The sequence below is a fragment of the Chryseobacterium sp. 14P4.3.2 genome (assembly GCF_057799275.1).
This window is the reverse complement of sequence record NZ_JBYOKO010000009.1, coordinates 18551-43176: the sequence shown is the minus strand read 5'-3', so window position 1 is coordinate 43176 and position 24626 is coordinate 18551. Positions and strand designations below refer to the sequence as shown.

Here is a 24626-nt window from a genome sequence, read left to right as displayed (position 1 = left end):
ACACGAGGAAAAACTTAAAGAGATTTTTAATCTTTCCAAGGGGTTAACAAAAAAAAGTCTAAAAAGCTTTGCTGATTATTTTAAACAAAGAATACTATTTCCCTTTTAGGAATTTTGTTTAAAAACTATATCCCGCCCCTACATTCAGATAAACAGGGCGCATCTTAAATGTAATGGTTTTAAAATCAGATTTGAACATATTATTTAAGCCCAGGCTAAGCTCTCCAAAAACATTGAGATGTCTGGAAAACTGCCATGCACTTCCCACCTGAATTCCATAAGAAAAGCGTCGCAGGTCATTTGAAAAATCATAAGAAGCTGTTTTATCTCCTTCAAAAACCACTTTAGGACCGGTAGGACCTCCCTCCCGAAGGTAACCGTCAAATACATATCCGGAAAAGTTCTTATCCACCAGAAGAGACCAGAAAAGGCCTCCTGAGAAAGACCAGCGGTCATTTGTTTTGTAAGCAACCAGCGTAGGAATGGTGATATACGAATTGGCTACATGGGTAGACACTCCGCCTGTCCAATTTCCCGCTACCCTCTCTCCTTCTCCTCCTATAATTTCCATTCCGTAATTTTTAACTCTGGAATCAGCTTTCATTCCCTTATTTTCCAGCCGGATTCCTGTGCGGAATCCCCAAGAATTTGGAGTTTGCTTCAGCCAGTAGGTTACATTTCCTTCGACACTGATGTTCAGCATCGGATTGAAGCTGCTGAGCTCTCTGATTTCAGCAGGGATCGGTATGGGAGTAAATCCACCGATATTAATTCCGGCCCGCACCTGATACACCATTTTTCCTGATTCTTTTTTATCAGGATCTAAGTCCTGGGCAAAGATTAATGAATTTCCTGCTACAAGAAAAATTAAAAAAGAGGTAAAAAGAAGATTGGAATTGTTTTTCATTTTAATGTGTTATTTCGATCTCATCTATTAAAAGTGTGCTTCCTTCTGCTCCTGCAAAGGTATCTCCATCAATACTTGAGGTAAACACCAGTGTCAGATTGTACTTTCCGTCTTTTAGCTTCTGAGGGTCGATCGTTTTATTATTGACAATATCAAAAGGAATATAGAATGAGGTCCATTCTGAAGTTTCAATCCGTTGTGCCGGGGTCACTTTGGCAATAGAGACAATATTGGGATGCGTAAATTTATTGGTTCCGTCAAGGTATTTCAGGTTTGAGTCTGTTTCAAAAAATACACCATAGATATCCCATGTATCCTTTTTATTGGGCTGCACCACTCCTCCTTGTTTATATACCGGTCCGGCCTTATATTTGAAAAACCCTTTTACTCCCTTAGGTACCAGATCTACAGGCACTCCCAGATGTAAGCTTTTTAAGGGATCTGATATAGAAGCGCTTAAATCAAATTCTCCCATAAAGAGGTTTCCCGCAGCCATAGGCTTACCCATTATCGCTCCCAAACTTCCGGTAGACTGAGTGGTCAGCTTTGCGGCCTGCCCAACTTTCCCTTCTGCCCAGCGTGCTGTAGGATATCCTTCCGGAGTGGAAGAGGCTCCGGTAAGAGCAAAACCCAGATTCCCACTGGCCCAGTCCATAATATTATGATTGTTCTGATCGGTTTCAAAAAACACATCAAATTTTCCGTTTTCAAGACGTACTTGTTCAAAGCTGAATTTGGAACCTATGGTTGAGATCACATAAGAAACCTCATATTTTTTTTGAGACTGATGGTCTTCTGAAGTTACTGTATAAGTTTGAGGTTTTGTAAAATTAAGCACTGTTCCGCTTGCAGGAAAAATAGCAGCACCCGGTGTAAGGGTGAAAACGGGAGCCTGCTGGGTAAGATCTGTAGAAGACTTCACCAGAATCTGGATACGGTCATTTTGGATAATAGGATCTTTTCGCAAGATATCCGGATCTACAGAGCAGGATAATATATCTGCTTCTGCATTGGGAAGTTCAGCCTGAATGCAGGATAAAAAAAGAAAACTGCTTAAAAACAGTAAGATATAGCTGATGTTCTTCATAGGTGATGGTATAAAAACAAGGCCAGGTTCTGAAAAGCCTGTTTTCAAGGTATGAATTTTTTTCCTGATACAGGTAAGAACCCAACTACTTTTTCTGGTATTCAGACTTTATTAAATGTAATTTAAGTCTCTTTAAACTCATCTGAATTTAACTACAAATCGAAGATTCAACGAAGTTAAAAGACACAAAAGTTTTTTTAATACTTTAGTTATTTTAAGTTTTAGGCTCCATGGATATAAAGTAGAAAGAAGTTTTGTGAAAATCTTTGATGTCTTTCTAAAGTGGACTTACTTATGCAAAAGTATATTAACGTCCTAAAGTGAAGTAAAGTGTTTGAAAATGACAGGTTATATAAATTTCATTGTAGCTAAAGAATTGGAAACCTATAAAATTTTAGACAGGCTCTTTAAATAAAATCAGTGTCGGCAAGTAAAAAAAGAATAATTTTACTGAAAAATAAAATTTCATGTTTTCAAAAGCAGTTTTCAGCACTTTATTATTTTGCTCAGCATTTATTTTCGCACAGAATACTAAAAAAGCCAATACCATTTTGATGAGAGGAACAACGGTACATACCTATTCTGCATTACCAGCAGTGGATAAGCCTGCCCCTAAATTCACGCTCACAGATGTGGATATGAAGGAGCAGACTTTAGATTCTTACAAAGGTAAATATGTAATCCTTAATATTTTCCCAAGTGTAGATACGGGGGTTTGTTCTGCTTCTGTACATCATTTCAATGAGGATGCAGGTAATCTTCCGAACACGGTAGTTCTATGTATTTCTAAAGATCTTCCTTTTGCTCAGAAAAGATTTTGTGGTGCGGAAGGAATCAAAAATGTTGTAATGCTTTCGGATTTCCGTTCAGATTTTGGATGGAACTACGGGGTAGAGCTGATAGATTCTCCAATGAAAGGTCTTTTAAGCAGAGCTGTTGTAGTTATTGATCCTTCAGGAAAGATTGTGTATGAAGAGCAGGTAGCTGATATTTCGCAGGAACCTAATTATGAAGCAGCAATTGCTGCTGTGAAATAGTAAAACTTTACAGCTTTTAATGTAATTAATTCTTTATATCGATAATATTATTATATCGATAATTGCGGATGCGGATGTTTACTTAAACTTGTAAAACATAATATAGCAAACCCTCTTTTTAGAGGGTTTTTTATTTTTTATTTGGTTCTAAAATCTCTATTCCGAATCCTATTTATATTTTCATTTCTTCTTTCTAAACTTCTTTTCTTCGGAAGTAATCTCCACTACTCCATTTTTACCTTTCTTACCATATCGCAGGATTGCTTCTTCGGCAGACAGAATGTTAACTGTTTTTATATCTTCCGGCTTTAGCATTCTCAATTCTTCCTGTGAAATCTGTTTATTATCTAAGATAATTAAAGGGTGCGCAGCCGGTTTTGAAGAAAAAGCTCCTACCCTGATCGGCTGAGGTTTATATTCCGTATTGGTAAGAGCCACTTTACCAATATATCCTGTAATTGCATCTGTAATCTTTATTTCCTGAGGCTTGGTTTCCTGTGCATTGGCTGTTGTTATAAAACCTCCGGCAGCTAATAGTCCCAATGCCATTGTACCGGCTATTGAAAAATTAAGATTTTTCCCCAGCTGATCCTCCCGGAACCGTCCACACAGATCTTTATCAGAATTAAAACGACTGATCAGTTCTTCATCTGAAAAAGCAGTAAAATCATACACTGTTCTTGAACATACAGAACAAAATCTACCTTTTTCTTCGGGGGTCATGCCGTCCCAGTTTTCGTGACACGGCTTTGGTATCGTAATTTTCATAGTCTCTTTTTCTATAAAGATGCTCGAATAATGAAAAGGGTTGGAAACTTTTAAATTATTTTGTTTAAAGCACAAAAGTTTTGAACACTTAAGCCTTTTTTAAGTTTCAAGCTTTGTGAATATGAAGTACAATTAAGTTATTTTAAAAAAACCTTTGCATCTTTGCGATTCTCCAACAAGAAATAGGCAAATTGGAAGCATGCAAAGACGCAAGGATTCTATCTACTATAAAAACAAAAACTCAGCGCAATGCTGAGTTTTTTTTATGGATTTCTAAGATGGATTTTCCGGTTTGGGGGTTCCTGTAGAAGAATTCTTTGCCGCCTTTAACAGTTCATTACTATCTGTGTAAAAAAGCTCCCAACCCGGGACATCTTTCATTATGGTAAGCAGACTGATATAGGATTTAAGATTCTTTTCCAGATTTTTGCGGATAGCGGAAGCACTGGACATAAGGCGGAGGCCTGCGTTCGCTTCTGCCTGTTCTGCAAATACAGATTCAAATTCCTCATGTTTTGTTTTCATTTCTTCAAAAGCTTCATCCAGCGAAAGGATTTTCATCTTCTGTTTATTTTCCGGAAGTTCCAGTGTTTCGATCAGCTTTTTCATCTGGGCAGTTTGGGAAGAATAGCTCAGACGATCAAGGTCTAATCCGAAAGTTTTAAACACCTGATAAAGTTCTTCTGCCACGTTATAATTGGCCACTAGAGCAAGTTTTCGGTAGCCGTTCAGAAAGGCTTTCATATTGCTGTAGGCGAGATCCCTTTCATGATCCAGGGCTGCCACATCTTTTCCTTTTCCACTGTATATATGTTTCACGTACACCTTATCATATTCAGCATAGGAAGCTTCCAAAGTGGCAATAAGAGGATGATTAGTAATTACAGGATATTTTCCTGAATGGAAATTGGAAATAATTCTCTGAGCCAAAGTCGCAAGATCTTTAGTACTCAGTTTGGTGAGTGCAATGTTCATCGATTTATGTTTTTAATTAATTACTTATAAATCAAATATATAAAAAAATCGTGAAGTGACAAACACCCTTAAAACAGATCTCCGGAGGGCTCGGGAGGTCTCCCACAACTTGCAGGAGACTTCCGGAGCGCTCCGGAAGTCACAAACACTATTGTTTTAAACCAACGGAGCGCTCGGGAGGTTTGTTTTACTAGTAAATGTGAGTTCCGGAGAGATTGTGGAGGTTGCAAACAGGGTTGTTTTAAGATTAGAAGTTTTTGGGGTTACGGGAAACCGTAATTTTGGTAGTTTATTGTTTCCTAAATTTGTTTTTATAATTATAGAAATCATACAGATAGCTTAATTAAACTTTATCTGTAAATCTTAATATCGTACATAGAACGCTATGAGTGAAAAAATAGACAAAGAATTTAGAAAACTATCAATTGATTCCTTCTTTAATTTTGAAGCAGATGGAATTGATATTGCGCTAAGTCAAGTAAAGATTATTCATAATTCAGGAGACATTCCATCTTCTGGAAATCAATTTGAAATTTCTGTTAGAAATTTTTTCAAAAATAAACTTCCCGAAAAATATTATATAAGTAATGGACATATAATTGATGCCGATTTAAATACAAGTCCACAACTGGATCTAGTTATTTCTGATAACTTTAGAACTCCTATTTTATATAAAACCTTTGATTCTACAGAATATTTAACCTATGAATCAATTTACTCATATTCAGAAATAAAATCGAGTTGGAAAAGAAATTATATTACAGATTTTATTATTACTAGAGAAAGAGTACATAAATTTTTAGAAAGAGTTAATATTAGTCCAAATTTTATTGATGCAGGTGGAAAAGGTATACTTCTAAACGTACCAACTACTAACTACAGTTATAAAAACCCTTTATTTACATTCATGTTAATTGGTGATTCAAGTAATTTTTCCTTTGAACACATTAAAGATTTATATAATGAGACTGATTGGAAATTTTTACCAAATGTATTATGTCTATATGATAGGGGATTAATAATTAACATAAATAAAAACTCTTTAGATAAAGGAGTATTTAAGGTAAATCTATATCCTGAATTTCTAAATGAATCCTCTGAAGAAAATGAATGGGTCTTGTTAAGCTTTGATAAAAAAAGAAGTGTTTTAGGAACTTTATATTATATGGTTTTAGAACATTTAAATTCATGTGTACTAGGAAGTCCAAATATGCTTGATTACATGCAAAAGATTTTTGAAGTTAAATCTGATAATATTGATTTTATAAAGAACTACTAAACTATGATTGATACTAACTCACTAGAAATTAGCCGCATTATTGTTCATCGCGTTCATAAGAAGGAAGGAGACGCAGAATATGGAATTGCAGAATATTCAGAAAATATATTTGATTTTGGAGAAAGAGAGTTAAATACTCTCAAAAGAAGAATTACAACCGCATTCTCTAAATCTAAGAGGTTCTTTAAATTGGAAATCTACAAAAGTGATGAAAATTCATTTTATCAGTATGCAAAAAATCTTAAAAATTGCAATTCTGAAAAGTTTCTAGAAATTTCTAAGAGTATTGCTGATTTATTAGCTTTAAGCCATAGCAAAAAAACTATTCCTGCAGGTTTATTGTTAATTATTGATGGAAATATCAATTCAAAACATTTTGTTTTAGTTATTAAGGCAGAATTACAAGAGGCTTTCACTATAAAGGAGTTTAATAATGAAAAATTGATTGAATTAGTAAATGATTTATTTTTATCTCCAGCTAAAGATTTTTATAAAATGGGATTTATTATTGAAGAACGCAACTCTTTAAGATCTCCAAATAATAATCATTCATGTTATATGTATGATGATAATTTTAGTAATGGAAAAAAAGATTTAGCAGGATATTTCTACAATGATTTTTTGGGGTTTATTACAAATAGTAATGACAAATTAATTACCAAAAATTTTAGAGATGATATTTTTAGGTTTATAGAAAGCCACGTTTCAGGTTTTGAAGATAAAAAAGGACTAAAATCGGCATTAAATACTTTATATAGAGAGAGCACAATGGGTGTTATTAATCCTCAAGAATTTGCTGAAAATTACTTTCCTGATAATTTATTACGATTATTTAGTTCAGAAATTTCCTCACACTATCCTCATTCTTTTACAAAGGATCTTACTCTAGTAGATCGTGCTTTAGATAGACAAACAATCAGATTAGTTGATGATTTAAAAATAGAGGGGCCTAGTGATTCCATGGATAACGTTTCAATTTCTAGCGCCTCAAAATTTAATGTTGAAAATTTACGAATGCAAATTGAAAATGGGGAAATTCAGCAAATAATTACAATTAAAACAGAATAACTTCCGATCTCATGTTTCTATTTAGTTGCATAAGGATAGATTTTTTTTGATAATAAATTCCGTAAAAACACGGAGATTAATACACTCCTAGTTTTTTATATTTGGAAAATAGAACATATTATTAACACATTAGTGGCATTTATAAAAAAAAAACATATGAAATTTAACTTTGAAAATTTAGATGAGGTTACTCGAAAATTAATGCTTAATGAAATAAATGATGATATAGCGAATGACAAATTATATACAAGCAAAAGATTTAATGAAAATGGGCTGAAATTATACGTTGATTTATTAAAAGATTCTGTAAAAAATGGAAATGAGCAAACTTTGGCTCTTTCACTTAAAAATACTGATTGCTTTAAAACACATGAAGAAAGAAAAACAAAAAATGGAACAACTTTAGCCAAAGTACCAGAAACTGCAAATTTAACCTTTGCTGAAAGTGAATTTAATAGATTTTATATTCGAGCACTTTGTTTAAAAGCAATTAATGATACATTAACAATAGAAGTATATAGAGCAAAACATTCAGATCAGCCAAGATCAGGATCTGAAGATTTAATTGGCCAAAATGTAGATCCTCATACATTACTAAATGATTTGAGAAATAACATAGGAGTAGATACATCATTAGGTCTCCCTCCTGGTCCAAATAGTGGATTATCTATCAAATTTATTAATTATGAGAGTTAGTTTGTTGCACGAAATCGGTAAGCATATTTGGGTGAGATTTGAAGACAGTGAAATCAAATTATGGGATGAAAACATCAATTTCATAATCGGAGAATTAGAAAATAGATAGTTTAGGGAACTTAATCATGAAATTTCCTGATATTGATGAAGAACGAAAAGGTTCACAAATATCACTATACATAAAACATAACAAAACCTGCCTCACAGCAGGTTTTTATTCTTAAAAATATCATTATCCCTACGCCTTTGCAAGATGAAAATATCTTGGATCGGGATATTGAAATTCAAAATTTAAGTCTGAAATTAGTTTTGCAGGGGATATGGTTCTTCCCTCATTGGTACGATCCCCTTCATAGGGTAAATCTTTCTGAGCATTGATAATCTCTTCTTTATTCGGGTGAACAGGTGCTACTACATTATATACTTTGGATTGGGATTTATTCTCCAGCATTTTTTCAACCACTGCACAAATATCCGCATAGTGAATATGGTTCACCAGGAGATCAAGATTGGAGATATTATAATTCTTTAAAAGTCTCTGATCGCCCATTAAGCCAGCCAATCTTAAAATATTAACCTGAGGAAACCTGTTTTTTATAATATGCTCACTGGGAACATCATCGGGAGAACGGTCATCTTCTGTAAATTCTTTGTCAATGGTAGGATACACTCCCGTAGAACTCATCATGAATACCTGTCCTTTATAATCGCCCAGAAATGTCAGCAGATTCTTAGCCCTGTCATACAAGGGAATTTCAGTTCCTCTGACTCCTGAAAAAGGAACCGTAATAATTACTGCATCCAACTGGGATGCTACTTTCCATACCGTCATTGTCTCGGAAATATCTTCGTCCGGAAAATCAACCAGCGTAGTATAATATCCCTTGGTTGATAAGTCTTTTACTTTAGAGTCGGTAGTGGTGGTTACGAAAATTTCATAGTGACCGGAGAGTTTTTCCGCAATATGACCGCCCAGCCAGCCACAACCTATAATTCCAATTTTTTTCATTCATAAATTTATCAATTTATTTGCTAAAACAAACTATAACCTAAGAATCTATTAGCACCTCTCCGTCTTTTAAAATAAAATATGCCTGTCCTATCTTCTCTGAAGTTTCCTTCAGGTCCTTATCATCAAATAACTGGGGCACATAGAACTTCTCATGAGCAAACAACCCATAGTGAACAGGAACCAGTTTTCCGGCATGTAATAAATGAGCGGCGGCAAAAGCTTCCTTCAGATTAAGAGAAGCCGGAACAGGGCTATATTCCAAACCAATGACCTCAAAGTTTACCACCACTCCGTTCACAGGTAAAAAAGCGTAATCAATATGCTGGTTTTCTTTTCCGATCTTCCAGAACTGATTGTGCCAGATGGTATCTCCTCCATGAAATATTTTGGTTTCCTGATCTTCCACAATCCATGAACTCTGGATCTCTCCTACTCCGTCCATTGCATACACAGGTTTGAATGTAATGTTGTTTTCGGTGAAAGTTTCATTAAGATTCAGAACAATCATTTCTACATTCTCTGCATATTTTCGCACGAAGTGTTCCAGCCCTGAGTACACGATCAGTTTTCCGTCTTTTTTCAGACATTTTTCAATGATGCTTTTGTCAAAGTGATCCAGATGCATATGGGTGAAAAGAATGTAATCTGCCTGTACCTCATCAGAAAATACGATCAGTTTTTCCAAAGCATCTCCTAAAACGGGTTTGTAATAGGAAAAGTCTTCTACAGCGTCTATCAGAATGGTTTTGTTTTGGGACGTAAGTTTGATACCTGCCCAGTTTAATTTTTGAATTTCCATATTTTCTTTTTTTAACAAAGGAAGAAACTTATGGAAGGCCAGTCAATAAACAAAAGATAATTAATGAGGGGTATAGGGTGATGGATATTAGATTTTAGATATCAGATCTTCTGTAGGGATAGTATATAAAAGACTGTACTATCAAGCCTTTATTCCGGGATTTTCAAATTAAAATTAAGAAATTCTCTTTCTTATTCTGCTTAGGGAAATCGGCGTTATTCCAATATAGGAAGCGAGATATTTTAGAGGAATATTCTGGATGTAATGGGGCCTGTTCTTCAAAAGGTATTCATAGAGATTCTGCGGGCTGTTTTTCAGCAACAGCATTTCTCTCTTCATGGCAGCATTTAGTTTCCTGCTCAGATAGTAATTCTGTACGAAACGGCATTCGGGATTGACGGCAAACATTTCTTTGACCTCATCCATGGTAATTTCCCATGCCAGCCCCTTATTAATAGACTCATAGATTCCCTCGGATCCATCCCCACCAACAGTAAAGATATCACCCGGAAAGTAAAATTCTGCACAGATCTGAGTGTCTGTATCTGAGGTATTATGAAGGTAATATTTACGGACAAGCCCATCTTCAAGAAGATAGGCTTTATGATCCGGAAATATATTTTTCTTTGAAAATTCAACTTTGATCAATTTTTTCCAAACAGGATCACTATCCTCTACATTCAGGTGCGAAAACAGTTTTTTATTAATCATTATCAATGTTGAATAGTTATCAGTTACAGTAAATTTTCATCTACAAAGTTAGGAAGGGTCACTTTCAGATTAGGTTCTGCTTCCATGGCTCTTTTAATAGCGAAAACAGCGCCTTCATTTCTGGCCCAGCTTCTTCTTGAGATTCCGTTATTAACGTCCCAGAAAAGCATAGACTTTAATCTTCTGTCGGCATCTTCAGTACCATCCAGCAGCATTCCGAAACCGCCGTTGATCACTTCTCCCCAGCCTACTCCGCCTCCATTGTGAATGGAAACCCATGTAGCACCACGGAAACTGTCACCAATGACATTGTGAATGGCCATATCTGCTGTAAATCTTGATCCGTCATAGATATTGGAGGTTTCTCTGTAAGGAGAATCTGTTCCGGAAACATCATGATGGTCTCTACCCAATACTACGGGTCCGATTTCACCGTTTTTAATGGCATTGTTGAAAGCTTCGGCAATTTTCATTCTACCTTCAGCATCCGCGTAGAGAATTCTTGCCTGTGAACCAACAACCAGTTTATTTTCCTGTGCTCCTTTGATCCACTGAATATTGTCTTTCATCTGCTGCTGAATCTCTTCAGGAGAGTTTTTCACCATTTCTTCCAATACTGCGCAGGCAATATTGTCGGTTTTCTGTAAATCTTCCGGGTTTCCGCTGGAACATACCCAACGGAACGGCCCGAAGCCGTAATCAAAGCACATAGGCCCCATAATATCCTGAACGTAGCTAGGATACTTGAATTCTCTTCCCAATGTAGGATTTTCTGCCATTACATCTGCTCCCGCTCTGGATGCTTCCAGTAAAAAGGCATTTCCGTAATCGAAGAAATAAGTACCTTTTTCTGTATGTTTATTAATGGCTGCAGCGTGTCTTCTTAAAGTTTCCTGAACTTTTTCTTTGAATAATTCAGGATTTTCAGCCATCATGGTATTGGATTCTTCAAAACTCTGTCCGGCCGGATAATATCCACCCGCCCATGGATTATGAAGTGAAGTCTGATCTGAACCGATATCAATTCTTAAATCGTCCTGATCAAATTTCTCCCAAACTTCTACTATATTTCCAAGGTAAGCCAGAGAAACGGTTTCTTTGTTTTCCTGAGCTTCTCTCACTCTTTTTACCAATGCGTCAAGGTCTTCATAGATCTCATTCACCCATTTCTGATCATGACGTATTTTTGTGATTTTCGGGTTCACTTCAGCACATACGGTAACGCAGCCTGCAATATTACCTGCTTTTGGCTGAGCACCGCTCATTCCACCTAATCCTGAGGTTACAAATAGTCCTCCTTTAGGTTCTTTCTTAATTTTTCTGAAAGCATTTAAAACTGTAATCGTTGTGCCGTGTACAATTCCCTGCGGGCCAATATACATATAACTTCCTGCAGTCATCTGCCCATACTGGGTAACTCCTAATGCATTGAATTTCTCCCAGTCATCCGGTTTTGAATAATTCGGGATCATCATTCCATTGGTTACCACTACTCTTGGAGCCTCTTTATGAGATGGAAACAATCCCATCGGATGTCCTGAATACATGACCAGGGTCTGTTCATTGGTCATTTCAGAGAGATACTTCATCGTCAGCAGGTACTGCGCCCAGTTAGAAAACACAGCTCCGTTTCCTCCGTACGTAATCAGTTCGTGAGGGTGCTGTGCCACTGCATAATCCAGGTTATTCTGAATCATCAGCATAATTGCTTTTGCCTGCTCAGATTTCCCGGGATAGTCTGTGATAGGTCTCGCCTTCATTTCATAATCCGGACGGAAACGATACATATAGATTCTTCCATAGTCCTCTAATTCCTGCTTAAATTCAGGAATCAGTTCTGCATGAAACTGAGGTTCGAAATAACGTAAAGCATTCTTCAATGCCAGTTTTTTCTCTTCTTCTCCTAAAATTTCTTTACGCTTCGGAGCATGGTTGATATTGGTCTCGTATGGTTTAGGCTGTGGCAGCTGCCCGGGTATCCCCTGTTGTATCTGTTCTTGAAATGTCATATTGCTATTGAAAGTTCTATGTTTAAACAATGTTTGAAGTTTTAAAGATATTCAAATTATAAAATATCTGCAACAAAACAGGAGAAAAGCTGGAGAAGCGAAAAAGTTCCGGACTTCAAAGGCAAACAAACGGTCTTTATCGGATTTAATTGGCGACATCATTATTCTCGATCTTGCGTCTTGTACTTTTGATTTCTTCTTTTAATTTTCCGAATTTATAAGTAACATTTACTCCGAATGATCTGTAATAGTCTTTCATATAGCTGTTCTGATAGAAATTGGCACCTGCAGTTTCTGTTATTATAGTCCTGAATTTACTAAAAGGATTATTGATATAGCCCGAAATAGAAAATTGATTATTCAACAGGCTTTTACTGACTCTGAAAGATGTTCCTGTAAACGCATTGGTGTTATTTTGTAATCCTGCCGGCATTTTGCTGTTAATTTCCAGATTAGAATTGACTGACCAGTTGTTCTCAAGCTGATAGTTGGCTGACAGGCAGATATAATAGGTGAAAAGATTATTCTTTACTTCAATACCCTCTGCTTTTCCGCTGATCAGGAAAACGGCAGAATTTCCGTTAATTCCTAAGGTCAGTTTCTTTGTCACCGGATAATTCAGATTATAATCCAGTCCGAATCTGCTTACTTTGCTTGAATTTTCATAGGTTGTTTTGGTAATATGGGTTGCGGGGTCATAAGTTGAAACCTTCAGGTCAATTTTGTTGGAAAAAGAATAGCCAAGCCCAATATTGAAATTCACTTTACTATTGTATGAATAATTCGTCATTATATCATTGTTGATAACAGCTTTCAAATAAGGATTCCCGCTGGTTTCAAAGTAAGGGTTTGCAGTATTCACGAAAGGATTCAGCCGATTGATGCCCGGTCTCTTTATCCGCTGCGAAAACCCGAAATTAATACTGTGATGTTCTTTCCAGTTTTTATTAATGGAAACATTCGGAATGAGATTAAAATAATCCTGATTCACAGCGGTGTTGGTTGAAGTAAAATCAGCTTTATTGGTGGTATTCTCCAATCGTAACCCTGTCTGAAAATTCCAGCCAAGCAAAGTATATCTTGCTGAAAGATAAGCTCCGTAGATATTCTGGTGATTCAGATATTCATCGGAGTTATTCAAATTTTCCGGTACTGAAGCGTATTCACTTCTATTTTTTCGGAAAATCGCTTTAAGCCCTGTTTCTAAAAAGATTTTGTCAATATTTTTCACAAAATCAATCTGAAAAGTCTGTTCATTGTTTTCATTCTCATTGTTCTGGGTGGTTTGATTCTGAGTATTAGCCTTATCATTAAAAATAGCTGAAGAGCTTTCAAAATGATTATTGTTATCACTCAGTCTGTAAGAAAATGTAAGCAGCTGGCTTTTATCCTTTTTGAATCCCATCTGATAATTGGCAGAAACTTCGAATCCTCTGTCATTATTTTTTGAATGGATGTCTGAAAAGCTTTTCTCCCAAGGTATATCCTGTCCATAGAAATAAGAATCCAATTGATTTTCAGTTCTGCTCCCTGAAACATTTCCTGCAAGCTGTATGCTCAGCAATTTTAAACTGTCAATTTCATAGCTGACAATGGTGCCCAAATATCCTCCTTTTCCTTTTTCTTTTATCTTTCCATTTTGCAGAAGATTGTCTGAACTGGCCTGCTGTTTATTCTGATTTTCTGTTTCCGGGCTGTTTCTCAGAAATGCTCCACCGTAAGCAGAAATTCCAATTTTATTCTGCTTCAGATTCAGGGAAAAACCAAGATTCTGTTCCTGCTTTGGAAATCTGGCTCCGATATTTACAGAGGCATTATAGCCATCTCTCATCTTTTTAGTGGTAATAATATTAATGATACCGGCAACTCCCTCTGCTTCATATTTTGAGGATGGATTGGTAATAATTTCTATGCTTTGTATTGTATTCGCAGGGATGTTTCTGAGAATGTCTTTTGCATTGTTATTAAGAAGCTGCGTTTCTTTCCCGTTCATCAGTATTTTAAAATTTCCTGTTCCTTTAAAAAGTATATTTTCATTGCTGTCAACGGACAGATAGGGCATTTTCTTCATCATTTCAAGGAGATTTTTAGAATTGCTCTCAGGATCAGACTGGATGTTATAGACCAATCCATCGATCTTGGATTTTATAAGTCCTTTTTTCCAATTGATGGTAACTTCCTTAATGTTTGTTTCCTGTTGTGAAGAAACCGAATCTTTCTGTACTTCCTGCGCTTTTAAATGACCAAGGAAGAAAAGGAAAACGAATACTGAAATGATATATTTTCTCATAATTATTGTTTTAAAAAAAAAGACATAAGAATTCTAAGGACCGTATTATTCTGTCCCTAAAAATGATGGAATTTACTATTGATTGTTACAATTCTCCGTTTGTTTACTAAGCCTGACAATCCTTACCGGTAAGGATTTCGCCTCAGAGTAGCCGAAGTATTATATAGTTTACTGAATATCGAATGATTAGCTGCCTGTGACCTTCCTGAAGTTATTTCTTTTTATTTTTCATCAGAAAATAATAGGTCAGAAAACCTAATGATACAAAGACAGTAACTACCCCGTAAGGGAGCGGAGAGTTTTCATTATACGGAAGAAACTCCAGAACGATGAGCCCTATTCCTCCAAACATTAAAATGATTCCCCATTTCAGCATTTCAGACCCAAGGCCGGTAAGGTTGTTTAGAATAAGGAACATTTTTTCATCAATATGTTCTTTGTTCAGAATTTTCTTTTTCAGGTCATAATTCGTCATTACTACTATAATAACAGAGATTGCAATAAGGATGGCAATGATTACTATAAAAGGTGCAAGGTGCTTCATTTTAGATGATTTTACCAATAGACAAAAAAATACGCCATGGGTTACAAAATTTTAAATAAATTAAAAAATTGTAACTGAATTAAAAAAATACTGTCTAATAGGATATGTTCGATGAAGAAAAAATCATTAATGATATACTAAAAGGCAACCTGAATACTTTTCAATTGGTTGTAAAACAGTATCAGAACCTGGTTTATTCTATTTTGAACAGAATGCTGGCCAACAATGAAGACATTGAAGATATTGGTCAGGAAGTTTTTATAAAGGTGTATGAAAACCTAAAAAAATTTAAAAAAGAGTCAAAACTCTCTACCTGGATTGCCAGAATTGCATATAATGTAACCATCAATCATCTGAAAAAAGAAAACAGGAATCATTTTGATGATATTGATGACCGTTTTGAATTTCATTCTACACCGGAAAACCCTGAAACAAAGCTTATCGGAAAAGAGCTTACTGATTATCTGAATCATCTGATTTCCGAACTGCCTCTACAATATCGAACCGTGATAACGCTTTATCATTGGGATGAGTTTAGTGTTCAGGAAATCTCTGAGATTACAAAATTTCCGGAAGGAACCGTGAAAGGCTATCTGTTCCGGGCAAGAAAATTATTAAAAGAAAAATTACAAAAAGATGGATACCAATAGAAAGAAAATAGTGGACGATCTTAAGGAATATCAGGATATTTCTGAAAATGATATGAACGCCTATGAATTACTCTACACTCGTCTCGAGGAAAAAAACACCGATGGTTTTTCTTTAGGATTTTCAAAAAATATCATTCAAAAAATTGAAGCTAAACAACAACGCAGGTTTAATATAAAAATCTATTGTCTGGCTTCAATCTTAATACTGATAGGTATTCCATTTTTTATAGGTTTTATGGATCAGGAGCTTTTCACGCTGTTGTTATCAACTTTTCTGAAGTATAAATTCCTGGTTGTAATGGCATTAGCAGGTGTGATCCTTATTCACTTCAGCGATCAATTGATATCAAAAAACAAAATTGACTGAATTCCGAAATAACGTAAGGCATTCTTCAATGCTAGCTTTTCATTAATTGTCTATATTTGAAAAATAACTTGCATTCCGCTCTTCTGGAGGGGTAGAATGTTGTTCTTACTCATCTATCGGTGTTTAGGGAATAAAAAACCTTACTGAAATTCAGTAAGGAATGTATGTAAGCTTGTAGGATTTACGTTAAAACATCATCATTTTCTTCTTCATGGTCATCATCATTATCACTTAGGCTCCAATAATTGTTTTCTTCGTCTTCGGAGCCAATATCTTCCATTTCATCGTCGTCATCTGCTCCCGGAATATCCAATCCTTTATCAATTTTGTCATCTTCAAGATCTTCATCTAAAATAGGATTACCATCTCCGTCCAGCGAAATATGTTTTTCTTTCTTAAATATATCTTCGCTGGGACTGTACTCCATTTCTTCTAACTTCTTGTTTTGCTCGTTGGTATTATTTTCTGGTGCCATACTTTTAAGTTTTTTGGTTGATATAGATAGAACAAAAATAATTCCAAGTTATGATGAATGGCGAGAATAAACTTCAGGATTAGTGCAATGCGGCATTTTTTCGCCTTTTGAGAAAGCGATTATATTTCCGGCTGCCAGTTTTGCCATTCCGTTTCGGGCTTCAATAGTAGCGGACCCAATATGCGGTAGCACGCATACGCTTGAAAGTTCTAAGATAGGATCATCCGGAGATATAGGTTCCGGATTGGTAACATCCAAACCTGCACCCCAAATTTTCTTATCAAGCAATGCCCTGTAAAGATCTTTTTGATTATGGAATCCGCCTCTTGCAGTATTGATAAAAATCGCATCAGGTTTCATCTTTTCAAATACCGAATAATTAAACAGTTCTTTATGCTCAGGAGTAAAATTGGCATGCACACTCAAAACATCTGCGTTTTCTATCAGCTCATCAAAGGAAACATATTTTGCGCCCAATTCTTTTTCGGCTTCTTCGTTATGGTTTCGGTTATGGTAAATAATATTCATATCAAAAGCCTTTTTTGCTTTTTCAGCCATCTCAAAACCTATTCTTCCCAGCCCAAAAATACCCAGCGTTTTTCCGTAAATCTCCTGTCCTAGGGCATGTAAAGGATCAAAATCATTCCAGTTTCCTTCTTTCACTTTCTGAAAATTATAGCTTGCTCTTCTGGCAACAGACTGCATCAAAAGAAAGGCTACGTCAGAAGTTGCCCTGCTCAAAACATCCGGTGTGTTTCCTACCGGAATATTTCTGTGGATGGCTTCTTTTATATCAACGTGGTCAAACCCTACGGAATATAGAGCAATAGCTTTAATATTGGGGCAAGCATCAAAAAAATTCTTATCGTATTTAAAATCTCCGCCTACACTTAAGATGGTATCTGTATTTTTACAATATTCTATCCATTCTTCATAGGAGAGATTTTCATTTTCCGGAAGTATTACCTGCAGGCCTGCTTTTTTCAGCATTTCGATTCCGATTTCCGGAATTCTTTTGTTTACAAAAACTTTCATTGTCGTCTGTTAATGATTGGTGAATAAAAAAACCTCACTCGCAAAAAGTAAGGTTATGTAACTTTAATATTAAAAATATTTCTTTTCATCCGAATGTTTTGTTCTGGATATCATCATGTTGATTGATAAAAATTGAATAGTGAGTTTTACCTGAATCCAATTTCCGTTCCGAAATAGGTTAAAATATTTTAAATTTTGGATAAAGCCAAGGGAATCTTATCTTTTATTAAAAACGGAGTAAAGTTCGTTTCTATTAAGAAGATAACTGCTATTGAAGAACTGGTGTTTGAGACCAGTACTGCTGCCAATTCCGGTAATTTATTTTAAAATTCAATCAAAAGTAATGGTACTACTGATTGGTACTTCCCAACATCGGAACAAATTTGTAAGCTCCAAATTCTTCTTTTTCAAATTCTGTAGGGCCTATTTTGGTAAATCTGTACAAAACCTGTTCATCTGTAGGTCCCAGTGGAATAACCATTATTCCTCCAATATTAAGCTGTTTCAAGAGTTCTGTAGGTAAAGTGGATGCACCACAGGTAACGATAATTTTATCAAAAGGAGCAAAAGTAGGAAGCCCTGCAAAGCCATCTCCAAAACTCTGAAATTTTGGACTGAGATGGATCTCTCTGAGTTTCTTTTTTGAAAAGTCAAACAGATCTTTTTGCCTCTCAACGGTATACACCAAAGCTTTCATCGCCACCAAAACGGCAGTCTGATATCCACATCCTGTGCCTATTTCCAGTACTTTCTCGCCGGCTTTTACCTGGAGCAGTTCAGATTGTTCTGCTACTGTTGATGGGTGTGAAATAGTCTGATGCGCCAGAATGGGGAAAGCCCGGTCTTCATAAGCGAAATCTTCAAAAATACTTTCTATAAAAAGGTGTCTCGGAATTTCATTCATTGCCGAAAGTACCTTTTCATCTGAAATCCCGATTCTATAGCGGAGATATTCTACTAAATTCTTTCTTTTTCCTTTATGTACAAACGAATCCTGCATAGGACAAAAGTAAGAAATTAGATTTTAGATTCCAGAGATTGAGGGAAAGAATTATCCACAAAAACTACTTCTGCAATCTAACTTCTTTCTTATCTTTACAAAAATTTAATACAGCTATGTTAAAAGCAGGTTTGGTAGGTGCCGGACATTTAGGAAAAATACATTTAAAACTTCTTAATCAGTCAGATAGATACGAATTTGTAGGTTTCCATGATAAGGATGTTGAAAACGGAAAGAAATTAGAAGCCGAATTCGGATATAAATATTTTGAAAACTTTGATGAATTGCTTGGGCAGATCGACATGCTAGATATTGTCACTCCTACTATTTATCATTACGATTATGCGTTGAAGGCTATCGATAAGGGACTTCATTTCTTTATTGAAAAACCGGTTACTCAAACTCTGGAACAGGCGGAAGAAATTTTGCATTTATGCCAGCAAAACGGTATTAAAGCACAGGTTGGACACGTAGAAAGATATAATCCGGCTTTTATTGCGACTAAGGAATATATCAAGAATCCGATGTTTATTGAAATCCACAGACTTGCAGAGTTCAATCCGAGAGGTACTGACGTTTCTGTTGTTTTGGATCTTATGATCCATGATCTGGATATTTTATTAAGTATCGCGAAATCTAAAGTGAAAAATATTCATGCAAGTGGTGTATGCGTGGTGAGTAAGACTCCTGATATTGCCAATGCCAGAATAGAGTTTGAAAACGGATGTGTTGCCAATCTTACCACTTCAAGAATATCTATGAAAGCGATGAGAAAAAGCAGATTCTTCCAGAAAGACGCTTACGTTTCTATTGATTTTCTTGAGAAAAAAGCAGAGGTTATTAAAATGAAAGATGCACCTGAGAACCCTACTCCATTTGATATGATTATTGAAAATGCTGAGGGAGAAAAGAATCAAATCTTGTTTGAATACCCTAATATTCAGCCTAATAATGCAATTTTAGACGAATTAAACTCTTTTGCTGATGCTATTACAGGCGATAAAAATGTAGAAGTTTCTCTTGAAGACGGAACTGAAGCTCTGAAAGTGGCCTTAGAGATTATGAAACTTATAAGTTAATATGACCATAAAGTCTGCTTTATTTTCTTTAGCAGCACTCATAATGCTATCTTGTAATCAGAAAAAAAATGGTTACGAGATAGATTGTGAGTATGAAAAAAAACAGGCTCAAAATGACTTCAACTATAAAAAATATACATGGACCATCTTCTCTGGGCAGGGCGGTTACATTCTGGGTAGAGAGGAATTCATCATACTGCTAAACCAAAATCATATAGAAACGATAGACATCCCGTTGTCCTGTATGAGATACGCTAATGATAAGTATGAAAACTGTCGTGAGATTGAGATGAACCGCCTTATCCGGCAAAAGTTTGGCAAGGGCTTTATTGACTCTTTGAAATACCTTGCTAACAAGAGGTTTATAGAAAATCATCCGGACGAAGTATTTTCTTATCAGGAATGTGATGATATATCCCGCTACCCAAATTCTACAGCAGATAATCAGTTCAAGAAAATCAGCCAGGATTACTTTATAAAATATCCTTCTCCTTCGAAGTACATCAAAAAGAATAAAGATGAACATTCTTCTTATACTTCCGCTTCTTTTGTTCTTACCAAAAACGGAAAAATTAAAGAATTAACAATAGATAGTGAATTTCAAAACAAAAAAAACAATATATTTGAAAAACAATTCAATACACAATTGGAAAATTTTGTTTTACAGACCGAATGGATACCTGGCAAAATAAATGGTCTCAATGTAGATTCATATTATGATGTCAGCATTCATTATGATTAATTTCTAATTATTTCCCTTCTATTTTAAACCATTGAAAATACTATGAAAAGAACAATCCTATTATCCGCTTTATTATTGTCTCAATTTGGGACATCACAATTATTAAAAACCTCCGGACAAAAAATCGTTAACGATAAAGGTGAAAATATTCAGTTGAGAGGCCTTGGTCTTGGCGGCTGGATGCTTCAGGAGGGCTATATGCTAAAAACAGCTGATTTTGCAGGACCTCAGTATAAAATCAAGGAAAAAATAACTGATCTGATTGGAGAAGAGGGAATGAATGAATTCTATAAAGCCTATCTGAAAAACGGAATTACAAAACAGGACATCGATTTTCTTGCGAAAGCGGGCTTCAATTCTATCAGGCTTCCGATGCATTATAATCTGTACACTCTTCCTATTGAAAAAGAACCTGTAAAAGGTAAAGACACATGGCTGGACGAGGGGTTTAAAATGACTGATGACCTGCTTCAATGGTGTGCAGATAATAAAATCTATCTGATACTGGATCTGCATGCAGCTCCGGGCGGTCAGGGAAACGATGCTAACATTTCGGACAATGATAAATCCAAACCATCACTGTGGGATAGTGAAGAGAACCAGAGAAAAACGATAGCACTCTGGAAAAAACTGGCAGAACGTTACAAAAACAGTCCGTGGATTGGAGGTTATGACCTGATCAACGAACCTAATATTAACTTCACAGGGAAGAATCCAAACGGAACTGATGAAATGTCCAATGCTCCTCTCTGGAAGCTTCAGAAAGATATTACAGCGGCAATTCGGGAAGTGGATAAGAAACACATTATTTTCATAGAAGGAAATGCCTGGGGAAATAATTATAACGGTTTACCGGCTATCTGGGATCATAATATGGCATTCAGTTTTCATAAATACTGGAATTATAATGACGATTCTACCCTGAAGTCTGTACTGGATCTAAGAGAAAAACACAATATACCGATTTGGCTTGGAGAAACCGGTGAAAATTCCAATGTCTGGTTCACTGAGCTGATCCAGCTATTGGATAAGCATAATATCGGCTATGCATTCTGGCCGATGAAAAAGATAGATAACATCGCAGGGATTGCGAATGTAAAAATAACCCCAGAATATGAGAAGCTGCTGGATTACTGGAAAAATGGCGGTGAGAAACCGTCGAAGGAATATGCAAGGAAGGCTTTGATGAAGATTGCAGACCATTATAAGCTTAATAACACGGAAATTAAAACCGATGTTATTGATGCCATGTTCAGACAGGTTACAGATACCTCTACAAAGCCATTCAGAAATCATCAGGTTCCCGGAAGAGTATTTGCTTCGGAATATGACCTGGGAAGAATAGGTGCTGCCTATGAGGATAAAGACTTCATCAATCTCTGGGTAAGCGACCCGGCTAAAAGGTCAGAATGGAACTCCGGCCAGCAGATGAGAAATGATGGTGTAGACCTTTATAAATGTAATGACAAGGTAACTAATCATTATTATGTAGGCAAGACAGAATCCGGAGAATGGCTTCAATATACTGTCAACTCCAAAGCAGCCCAAAATTATACATTTGATATCAGATATGCTGCTGATAAGGATTCAAAAATAAGAATTGAAAAAGCTTCAGGAGAATCATTAGCCTCTGTATTGCTGCCTTCCGGCGGAGGAAAAGAAAACTGGAAAACGTTTTCTGTAAAAAATATTCCTCTTCAGAAAGGAGAAAATAAAATCAGGATATTCTTTGAAAATGACGGGGTCAACCTGAATTATTTTGAAGTAAAGTAATAATAATTATCTTAAATTACAGTTCTCTTTCGAAGACCGGAAGAGAACTTTTTAATTTTAATATTATGAAAAAAACAGCACTTCTTTTTCTTCTGATCTCTGCATTCTCATTTGCTCAGACTTCGCTTTTGGAACAGAAAATAAATTCAATTCTTAAAAACAAAAAAGCAACAGTAGGCGTTTCTGTCCTGGGTTTTGAAAATGGTTTTAAATATGATCAAAATGCAGATAAAAAACTCCCGATGCAAAGTGTATTTAAATTTCACATTGCCGCTGCAGTTTTGAATGCTGTAGATCAGGGAAAACTATCTCTGGATCAGAAAATCAAATTGGATGAATCAAACTTGCTTGAGAACACATGGTCGCCACTTCATGATCAATATGCAGGAAAAAATGTTGAAATCCCATTAAGTGAGGTGATTGAATATACTGTTGCCCTAAGTGATAATAATGGTTGTGATATTCTTCTCAAGCTATTGGGTGGAACGCAGACTGTGCAGAAGTTTATGGATTCCAAGGGGATAAAAGGTTTTAAGATCAAATATAATGAAGAGGCTATGCATAAAGACTGGAATGCTCAATATGAAAACTATAGTACTACAAAATCAGCGGTTGATGTTCTTAAAAAATTCTATGACGGAAAATTATTATCTAGGAAATCTACAGATTATCTGATGAAAGTAATGTGGTCTACCTCAACGGGATTGAATAAAATGGTAGAACAACTTCCCAAAAACACTCCGGTGGCAAGAAAAACAGGATCTTCAGGCAAAAATAAGGAAGGTATAACCGGTGCAGAAAATGAAATTGCAATTGTTACTTTACCCAATGGAAAGCATTATGCAATTGCTGTATTTGTAAGTAATTCTTCAGAATCTGAAACTGTAAACTGCAAAATAATTTCTGATATCTCCAGGACGGTATGGGAATATTTTAATAAGTAAAATATTAACCTTAATTTTAGCGCCTAGAATTGAGTCCATCATTTATGAAAAAAATAATAACGGCGGCTGCTGTGTTTTGTTTTGCACTTGTCTTTTCTCAGAAGAATCAAAACTATTTAGAGATCGGCTATGCAAGCATATGTTGTGGTCCGCCATCTGACCAGCCTGTCATCAGTTACCTGAAAGAGTTTAAGAAAAAAAACCAGATCAAGAGTCTGGAAATCCTGAAACAGAGCGGTTTAGGCAGAGAGGGTGAATTTGCTTTATATATAGGCACGGATTATCTTACAAAAAATCAAAAAAACCGTCTTATACGCGGGCTTATGGCTACTGTTTCAAACCAGAACCAAAATCAGAGCAACAACAAAAAGCAAAGCAATAAGGGGAATGTCAATTTTGATTCGGCTACTGTTGTCAATCAATCTGATCTCATGAATGCAAAAAATTTAACTATCTATAAAAAATAAAAGAAAAATGATCAAAAACATTGTAGTTATCGGAGCGGGAACTATGGGGAACGGTATTGCCCATACTTTCGCACAAAGCGGTTTTAAAGTAAATCTTGTAGATGTATCTCAGGATGCTTTAGATAAGGGTTTAAAAACCATCACTACCAATCTTGACAGAATCATTGCGAAAGGAAATCTTACAGAGGAGCAGAAGGCTGCAACTTTAGGAAACATCACTACTTTTACAGCACTTACTGATGCTGTGGGATCTGCTGATCTTGTTGTAGAAGCAGCTACTGAAAATCTTGATCTTAAATTAAAGATCTTCGGACAAATGGATGAACTGGCACCTGCAGATTGTATTCTTGCTACTAATACCTCTTCTATTTCTATCACTAAAATCGCTGCTGCAACAAAAAGAGCGGATAAAGTAATCGGAATGCACTTTATGAACCCAGTTCCTATCATGAAACTTGTTGAAATCATCAAAGGATATTCTACTTCTAAAGAAACTTTTGCTTCGATCTATGAAATGAGCAAAACATTAGGTAAAGTTCCGGTAGAGGTTAATGATTATCCTGGTTTTGTGGCCAACAGAATCTTAATGCCAATGATCAATGAATCTATTGAAACACTTTATAACGGAGTAGCGGGTGTAGAGGAAATTGATACGGTAATGAAATTAGGTATGGCTCATCCGATGGGACCTCTTCAGCTAGCAGATTTTATTGGCCTTGATGTATGTCTTGCCATCCTGAATGTAATGTATGACGGTTTCAAAAATCCTAAATATGCTCCGAATCCATTGCTTGTAAATATGGTAATGGCTGGAAAACTGGGTGTTAAATCTGGTGAAGGCTTCTATGATTATTCAGAAAGCAAAAAAGCTGAAAAAGTTTCAAAAATGTTTTTGAAGTAATTTTAAATCAA

At 35.8% G+C, this 24626-nt stretch carries 26 protein-coding genes; 13 read left to right on the top strand and 13 right to left on the bottom strand.

Going from position 1 to position 24626, the window contains the following annotated elements; genetic code table 11:
* Positions 1 to 118: 118 nt before the first annotated feature.
* Entirely contained in the window at positions 119 to 907 is a 789-nt protein-coding gene (locus AC27VX_RS14250) for a porin family protein (RefSeq protein WP_488696248.1), read from the bottom strand.
* A 1-nt stretch (position 908) separates the two neighbouring features.
* Complete coding sequence (locus AC27VX_RS14245; protein ID WP_236854927.1) at positions 909 to 2042, bottom strand: PCMD domain-containing protein; 1134 nt, start codon at positions 2040 to 2042, stop codon at positions 909 to 911.
* Between the two features lie 419 nt (positions 2043 to 2461).
* Here AC27VX_RS14245 and tpx point away from each other — a divergent pair, with 419 nt between their 5' ends.
* On the top strand, positions 2462 to 3031 hold the full coding sequence (gene tpx / locus AC27VX_RS14240; RefSeq protein WP_488696246.1) for a thiol peroxidase: 570 nt from the start codon (positions 2462 to 2464) through the stop codon (positions 3029 to 3031).
* A 180-nt stretch (positions 3032 to 3211) separates the two neighbouring features.
* On the opposite strand, the gene AC27VX_RS14235 is transcribed toward tpx, so the two are convergent.
* Positions 3212 to 3799 (bottom strand): hypothetical protein, encoded by a 588-nt coding sequence (locus tag AC27VX_RS14235; RefSeq protein WP_488696244.1) that lies wholly within the window; start codon positions 3797 to 3799, stop codon positions 3212 to 3214.
* Between the two features lie 273 nt (positions 3800 to 4072).
* The gene (locus AC27VX_RS14230) at positions 4073 to 4774 is read right to left on the bottom strand and encodes a DUF6261 family protein (RefSeq protein ID WP_488696242.1); all 702 of its coding nucleotides are present in this window, start codon (positions 4772 to 4774) and stop codon (positions 4073 to 4075) included.
* A 385-nt stretch (positions 4775 to 5159) separates the two neighbouring features.
* Here AC27VX_RS14230 and AC27VX_RS14225 point away from each other — a divergent pair, with 385 nt between their 5' ends.
* The 3 genes from AC27VX_RS14225 to AC27VX_RS14215 all read left to right on the top strand — a co-directional run bounded on the left by AC27VX_RS14225 (position 5160) and on the right by AC27VX_RS14215 (position 7817).
* Entirely contained in the window at positions 5160 to 6053 is an 894-nt protein-coding gene (locus AC27VX_RS14225) for a DUF6602 domain-containing protein (protein WP_488696240.1), read from the top strand.
* 3 nt (positions 6054 to 6056) lie between these two features.
* Entirely contained in the window at positions 6057 to 7121 is a 1065-nt protein-coding gene (locus AC27VX_RS14220; protein WP_488696238.1) for a nucleoid-associated protein, read from the top strand.
* A 156-nt stretch (positions 7122 to 7277) separates the two neighbouring features.
* Positions 7278 to 7817 carry a hypothetical protein gene (locus tag AC27VX_RS14215; RefSeq protein ID WP_488696236.1) on the top strand — a complete coding sequence of 180 codons (540 nt, stop codon included), beginning with the start codon at positions 7278 to 7280 and terminating at the stop codon, positions 7815 to 7817.
* Between the two features lie 238 nt (positions 7818 to 8055).
* Here AC27VX_RS14215 and AC27VX_RS14210 read toward each other — a convergent pair whose 3' ends face one another.
* The 6 genes from AC27VX_RS14210 to AC27VX_RS14185 form a co-directional block, all read right to left on the bottom strand.
* Positions 8056 to 8826, bottom strand: coding sequence for a Rossmann-fold NAD(P)-binding domain-containing protein (locus tag AC27VX_RS14210; RefSeq protein WP_488696235.1), 771 nt, complete (start codon positions 8824 to 8826; stop codon positions 8056 to 8058).
* A gap of 40 nt (positions 8827 to 8866) precedes the next feature.
* A complete protein-coding gene (locus AC27VX_RS14205) occupies positions 8867 to 9628 on the bottom strand; it encodes an MBL fold metallo-hydrolase (protein WP_488696233.1) in 762 nt (253 codons plus the stop codon).
* A gap of 174 nt (positions 9629 to 9802) precedes the next feature.
* A complete protein-coding gene (locus AC27VX_RS14200; RefSeq protein ID WP_488696232.1) occupies positions 9803 to 10339 on the bottom strand; it encodes a Crp/Fnr family transcriptional regulator in 537 nt (178 codons plus the stop codon).
* Between the two features lie 23 nt (positions 10340 to 10362).
* Positions 10363 to 12348 (bottom strand): urocanate hydratase, encoded by a 1986-nt coding sequence (hutU, locus tag AC27VX_RS14195; RefSeq protein ID WP_488696231.1) that lies wholly within the window; start codon positions 12346 to 12348, stop codon positions 10363 to 10365.
* A gap of 145 nt (positions 12349 to 12493) precedes the next feature.
* Entirely contained in the window at positions 12494 to 14638 is a 2145-nt protein-coding gene (locus tag AC27VX_RS14190) for a TonB-dependent receptor domain-containing protein (protein ID WP_488696229.1), read from the bottom strand.
* Between the two features lie 211 nt (positions 14639 to 14849).
* On the bottom strand, positions 14850 to 15182 hold the full coding sequence (locus AC27VX_RS14185; protein ID WP_236854940.1) for a DUF6249 domain-containing protein: 333 nt from the start codon (positions 15180 to 15182) through the stop codon (positions 14850 to 14852).
* Positions 15183 to 15286: 104 nt separating this feature from the next.
* Between AC27VX_RS14185 and AC27VX_RS14180 the strand changes: the two genes are divergently transcribed.
* Positions 15287 to 15832: an RNA polymerase sigma factor gene (locus AC27VX_RS14180; protein WP_236854941.1), complete on the top strand. Its 546-nt coding sequence runs from the start codon at positions 15287 to 15289 to the stop codon at positions 15830 to 15832.
* Entirely contained in the window at positions 15819 to 16199 is a 381-nt protein-coding gene (locus AC27VX_RS14175) for a hypothetical protein (protein ID WP_300686242.1), read from the top strand. Before AC27VX_RS14180 ends, AC27VX_RS14175 begins: the two co-directional genes overlap by 14 nt.
* A gap of 181 nt (positions 16200 to 16380) precedes the next feature.
* On the opposite strand, the gene AC27VX_RS14170 is transcribed toward AC27VX_RS14175, so the two are convergent.
* The gene (locus AC27VX_RS14170; protein ID WP_236854943.1) at positions 16381 to 16674 is read right to left on the bottom strand and encodes a hypothetical protein; all 294 of its coding nucleotides are present in this window, start codon (positions 16672 to 16674) and stop codon (positions 16381 to 16383) included.
* Between the two features lie 48 nt (positions 16675 to 16722).
* Complete coding sequence (locus tag AC27VX_RS14165) at positions 16723 to 17709, bottom strand: 2-hydroxyacid dehydrogenase (protein WP_488696226.1); 987 nt, start codon at positions 17707 to 17709, stop codon at positions 16723 to 16725.
* Between the two features lie 195 nt (positions 17710 to 17904).
* Between AC27VX_RS14165 and AC27VX_RS14160 the strand changes: the two genes are divergently transcribed.
* Complete coding sequence (locus AC27VX_RS14160) at positions 17905 to 18036, top strand: hypothetical protein (RefSeq protein WP_262912472.1); 132 nt, start codon at positions 17905 to 17907, stop codon at positions 18034 to 18036.
* A gap of 22 nt (positions 18037 to 18058) precedes the next feature.
* On the opposite strand, the gene AC27VX_RS14155 is transcribed toward AC27VX_RS14160, so the two are convergent.
* Positions 18059 to 18709, bottom strand: coding sequence for a protein-L-isoaspartate(D-aspartate) O-methyltransferase (locus tag AC27VX_RS14155; protein WP_236854945.1), 651 nt, complete (start codon positions 18707 to 18709; stop codon positions 18059 to 18061).
* A 116-nt stretch (positions 18710 to 18825) separates the two neighbouring features.
* Here AC27VX_RS14155 and AC27VX_RS14150 point away from each other — a divergent pair, with 116 nt between their 5' ends.
* From AC27VX_RS14150 to AC27VX_RS14125, 6 genes are all read left to right on the top strand, one after another.
* Positions 18826 to 19788 carry a Gfo/Idh/MocA family protein gene (locus tag AC27VX_RS14150; RefSeq protein WP_488696224.1) on the top strand — a complete coding sequence of 321 codons (963 nt, stop codon included), beginning with the start codon at positions 18826 to 18828 and terminating at the stop codon, positions 19786 to 19788.
* A 1-nt stretch (position 19789) separates the two neighbouring features.
* Positions 19790 to 20530 (top strand): hypothetical protein, encoded by a 741-nt coding sequence (locus AC27VX_RS14145; protein WP_488696222.1) that lies wholly within the window; start codon positions 19790 to 19792, stop codon positions 20528 to 20530.
* Between the two features lie 42 nt (positions 20531 to 20572).
* Complete coding sequence (locus AC27VX_RS14140) at positions 20573 to 22303, top strand: cellulase family glycosylhydrolase (RefSeq protein WP_488696220.1); 1731 nt, start codon at positions 20573 to 20575, stop codon at positions 22301 to 22303.
* A 65-nt stretch (positions 22304 to 22368) separates the two neighbouring features.
* Complete coding sequence (bla-A, locus tag AC27VX_RS14135) at positions 22369 to 23247, top strand: CGA/CIA family class A beta-lactamase (protein WP_488696218.1); 879 nt, start codon at positions 22369 to 22371, stop codon at positions 23245 to 23247.
* Positions 23248 to 23291: 44 nt separating this feature from the next.
* Positions 23292 to 23714 carry an autotransporter outer membrane beta-barrel domain-containing protein gene (locus tag AC27VX_RS14130; protein ID WP_300686253.1) on the top strand — a complete coding sequence of 141 codons (423 nt, stop codon included), beginning with the start codon at positions 23292 to 23294 and terminating at the stop codon, positions 23712 to 23714.
* Between the two features lie 10 nt (positions 23715 to 23724).
* Positions 23725 to 24615: a 3-hydroxybutyryl-CoA dehydrogenase gene (locus AC27VX_RS14125; protein ID WP_300686259.1), complete on the top strand. Its 891-nt coding sequence runs from the start codon at positions 23725 to 23727 to the stop codon at positions 24613 to 24615.
* Positions 24616 to 24626: the final 11 nt, after the last annotated feature.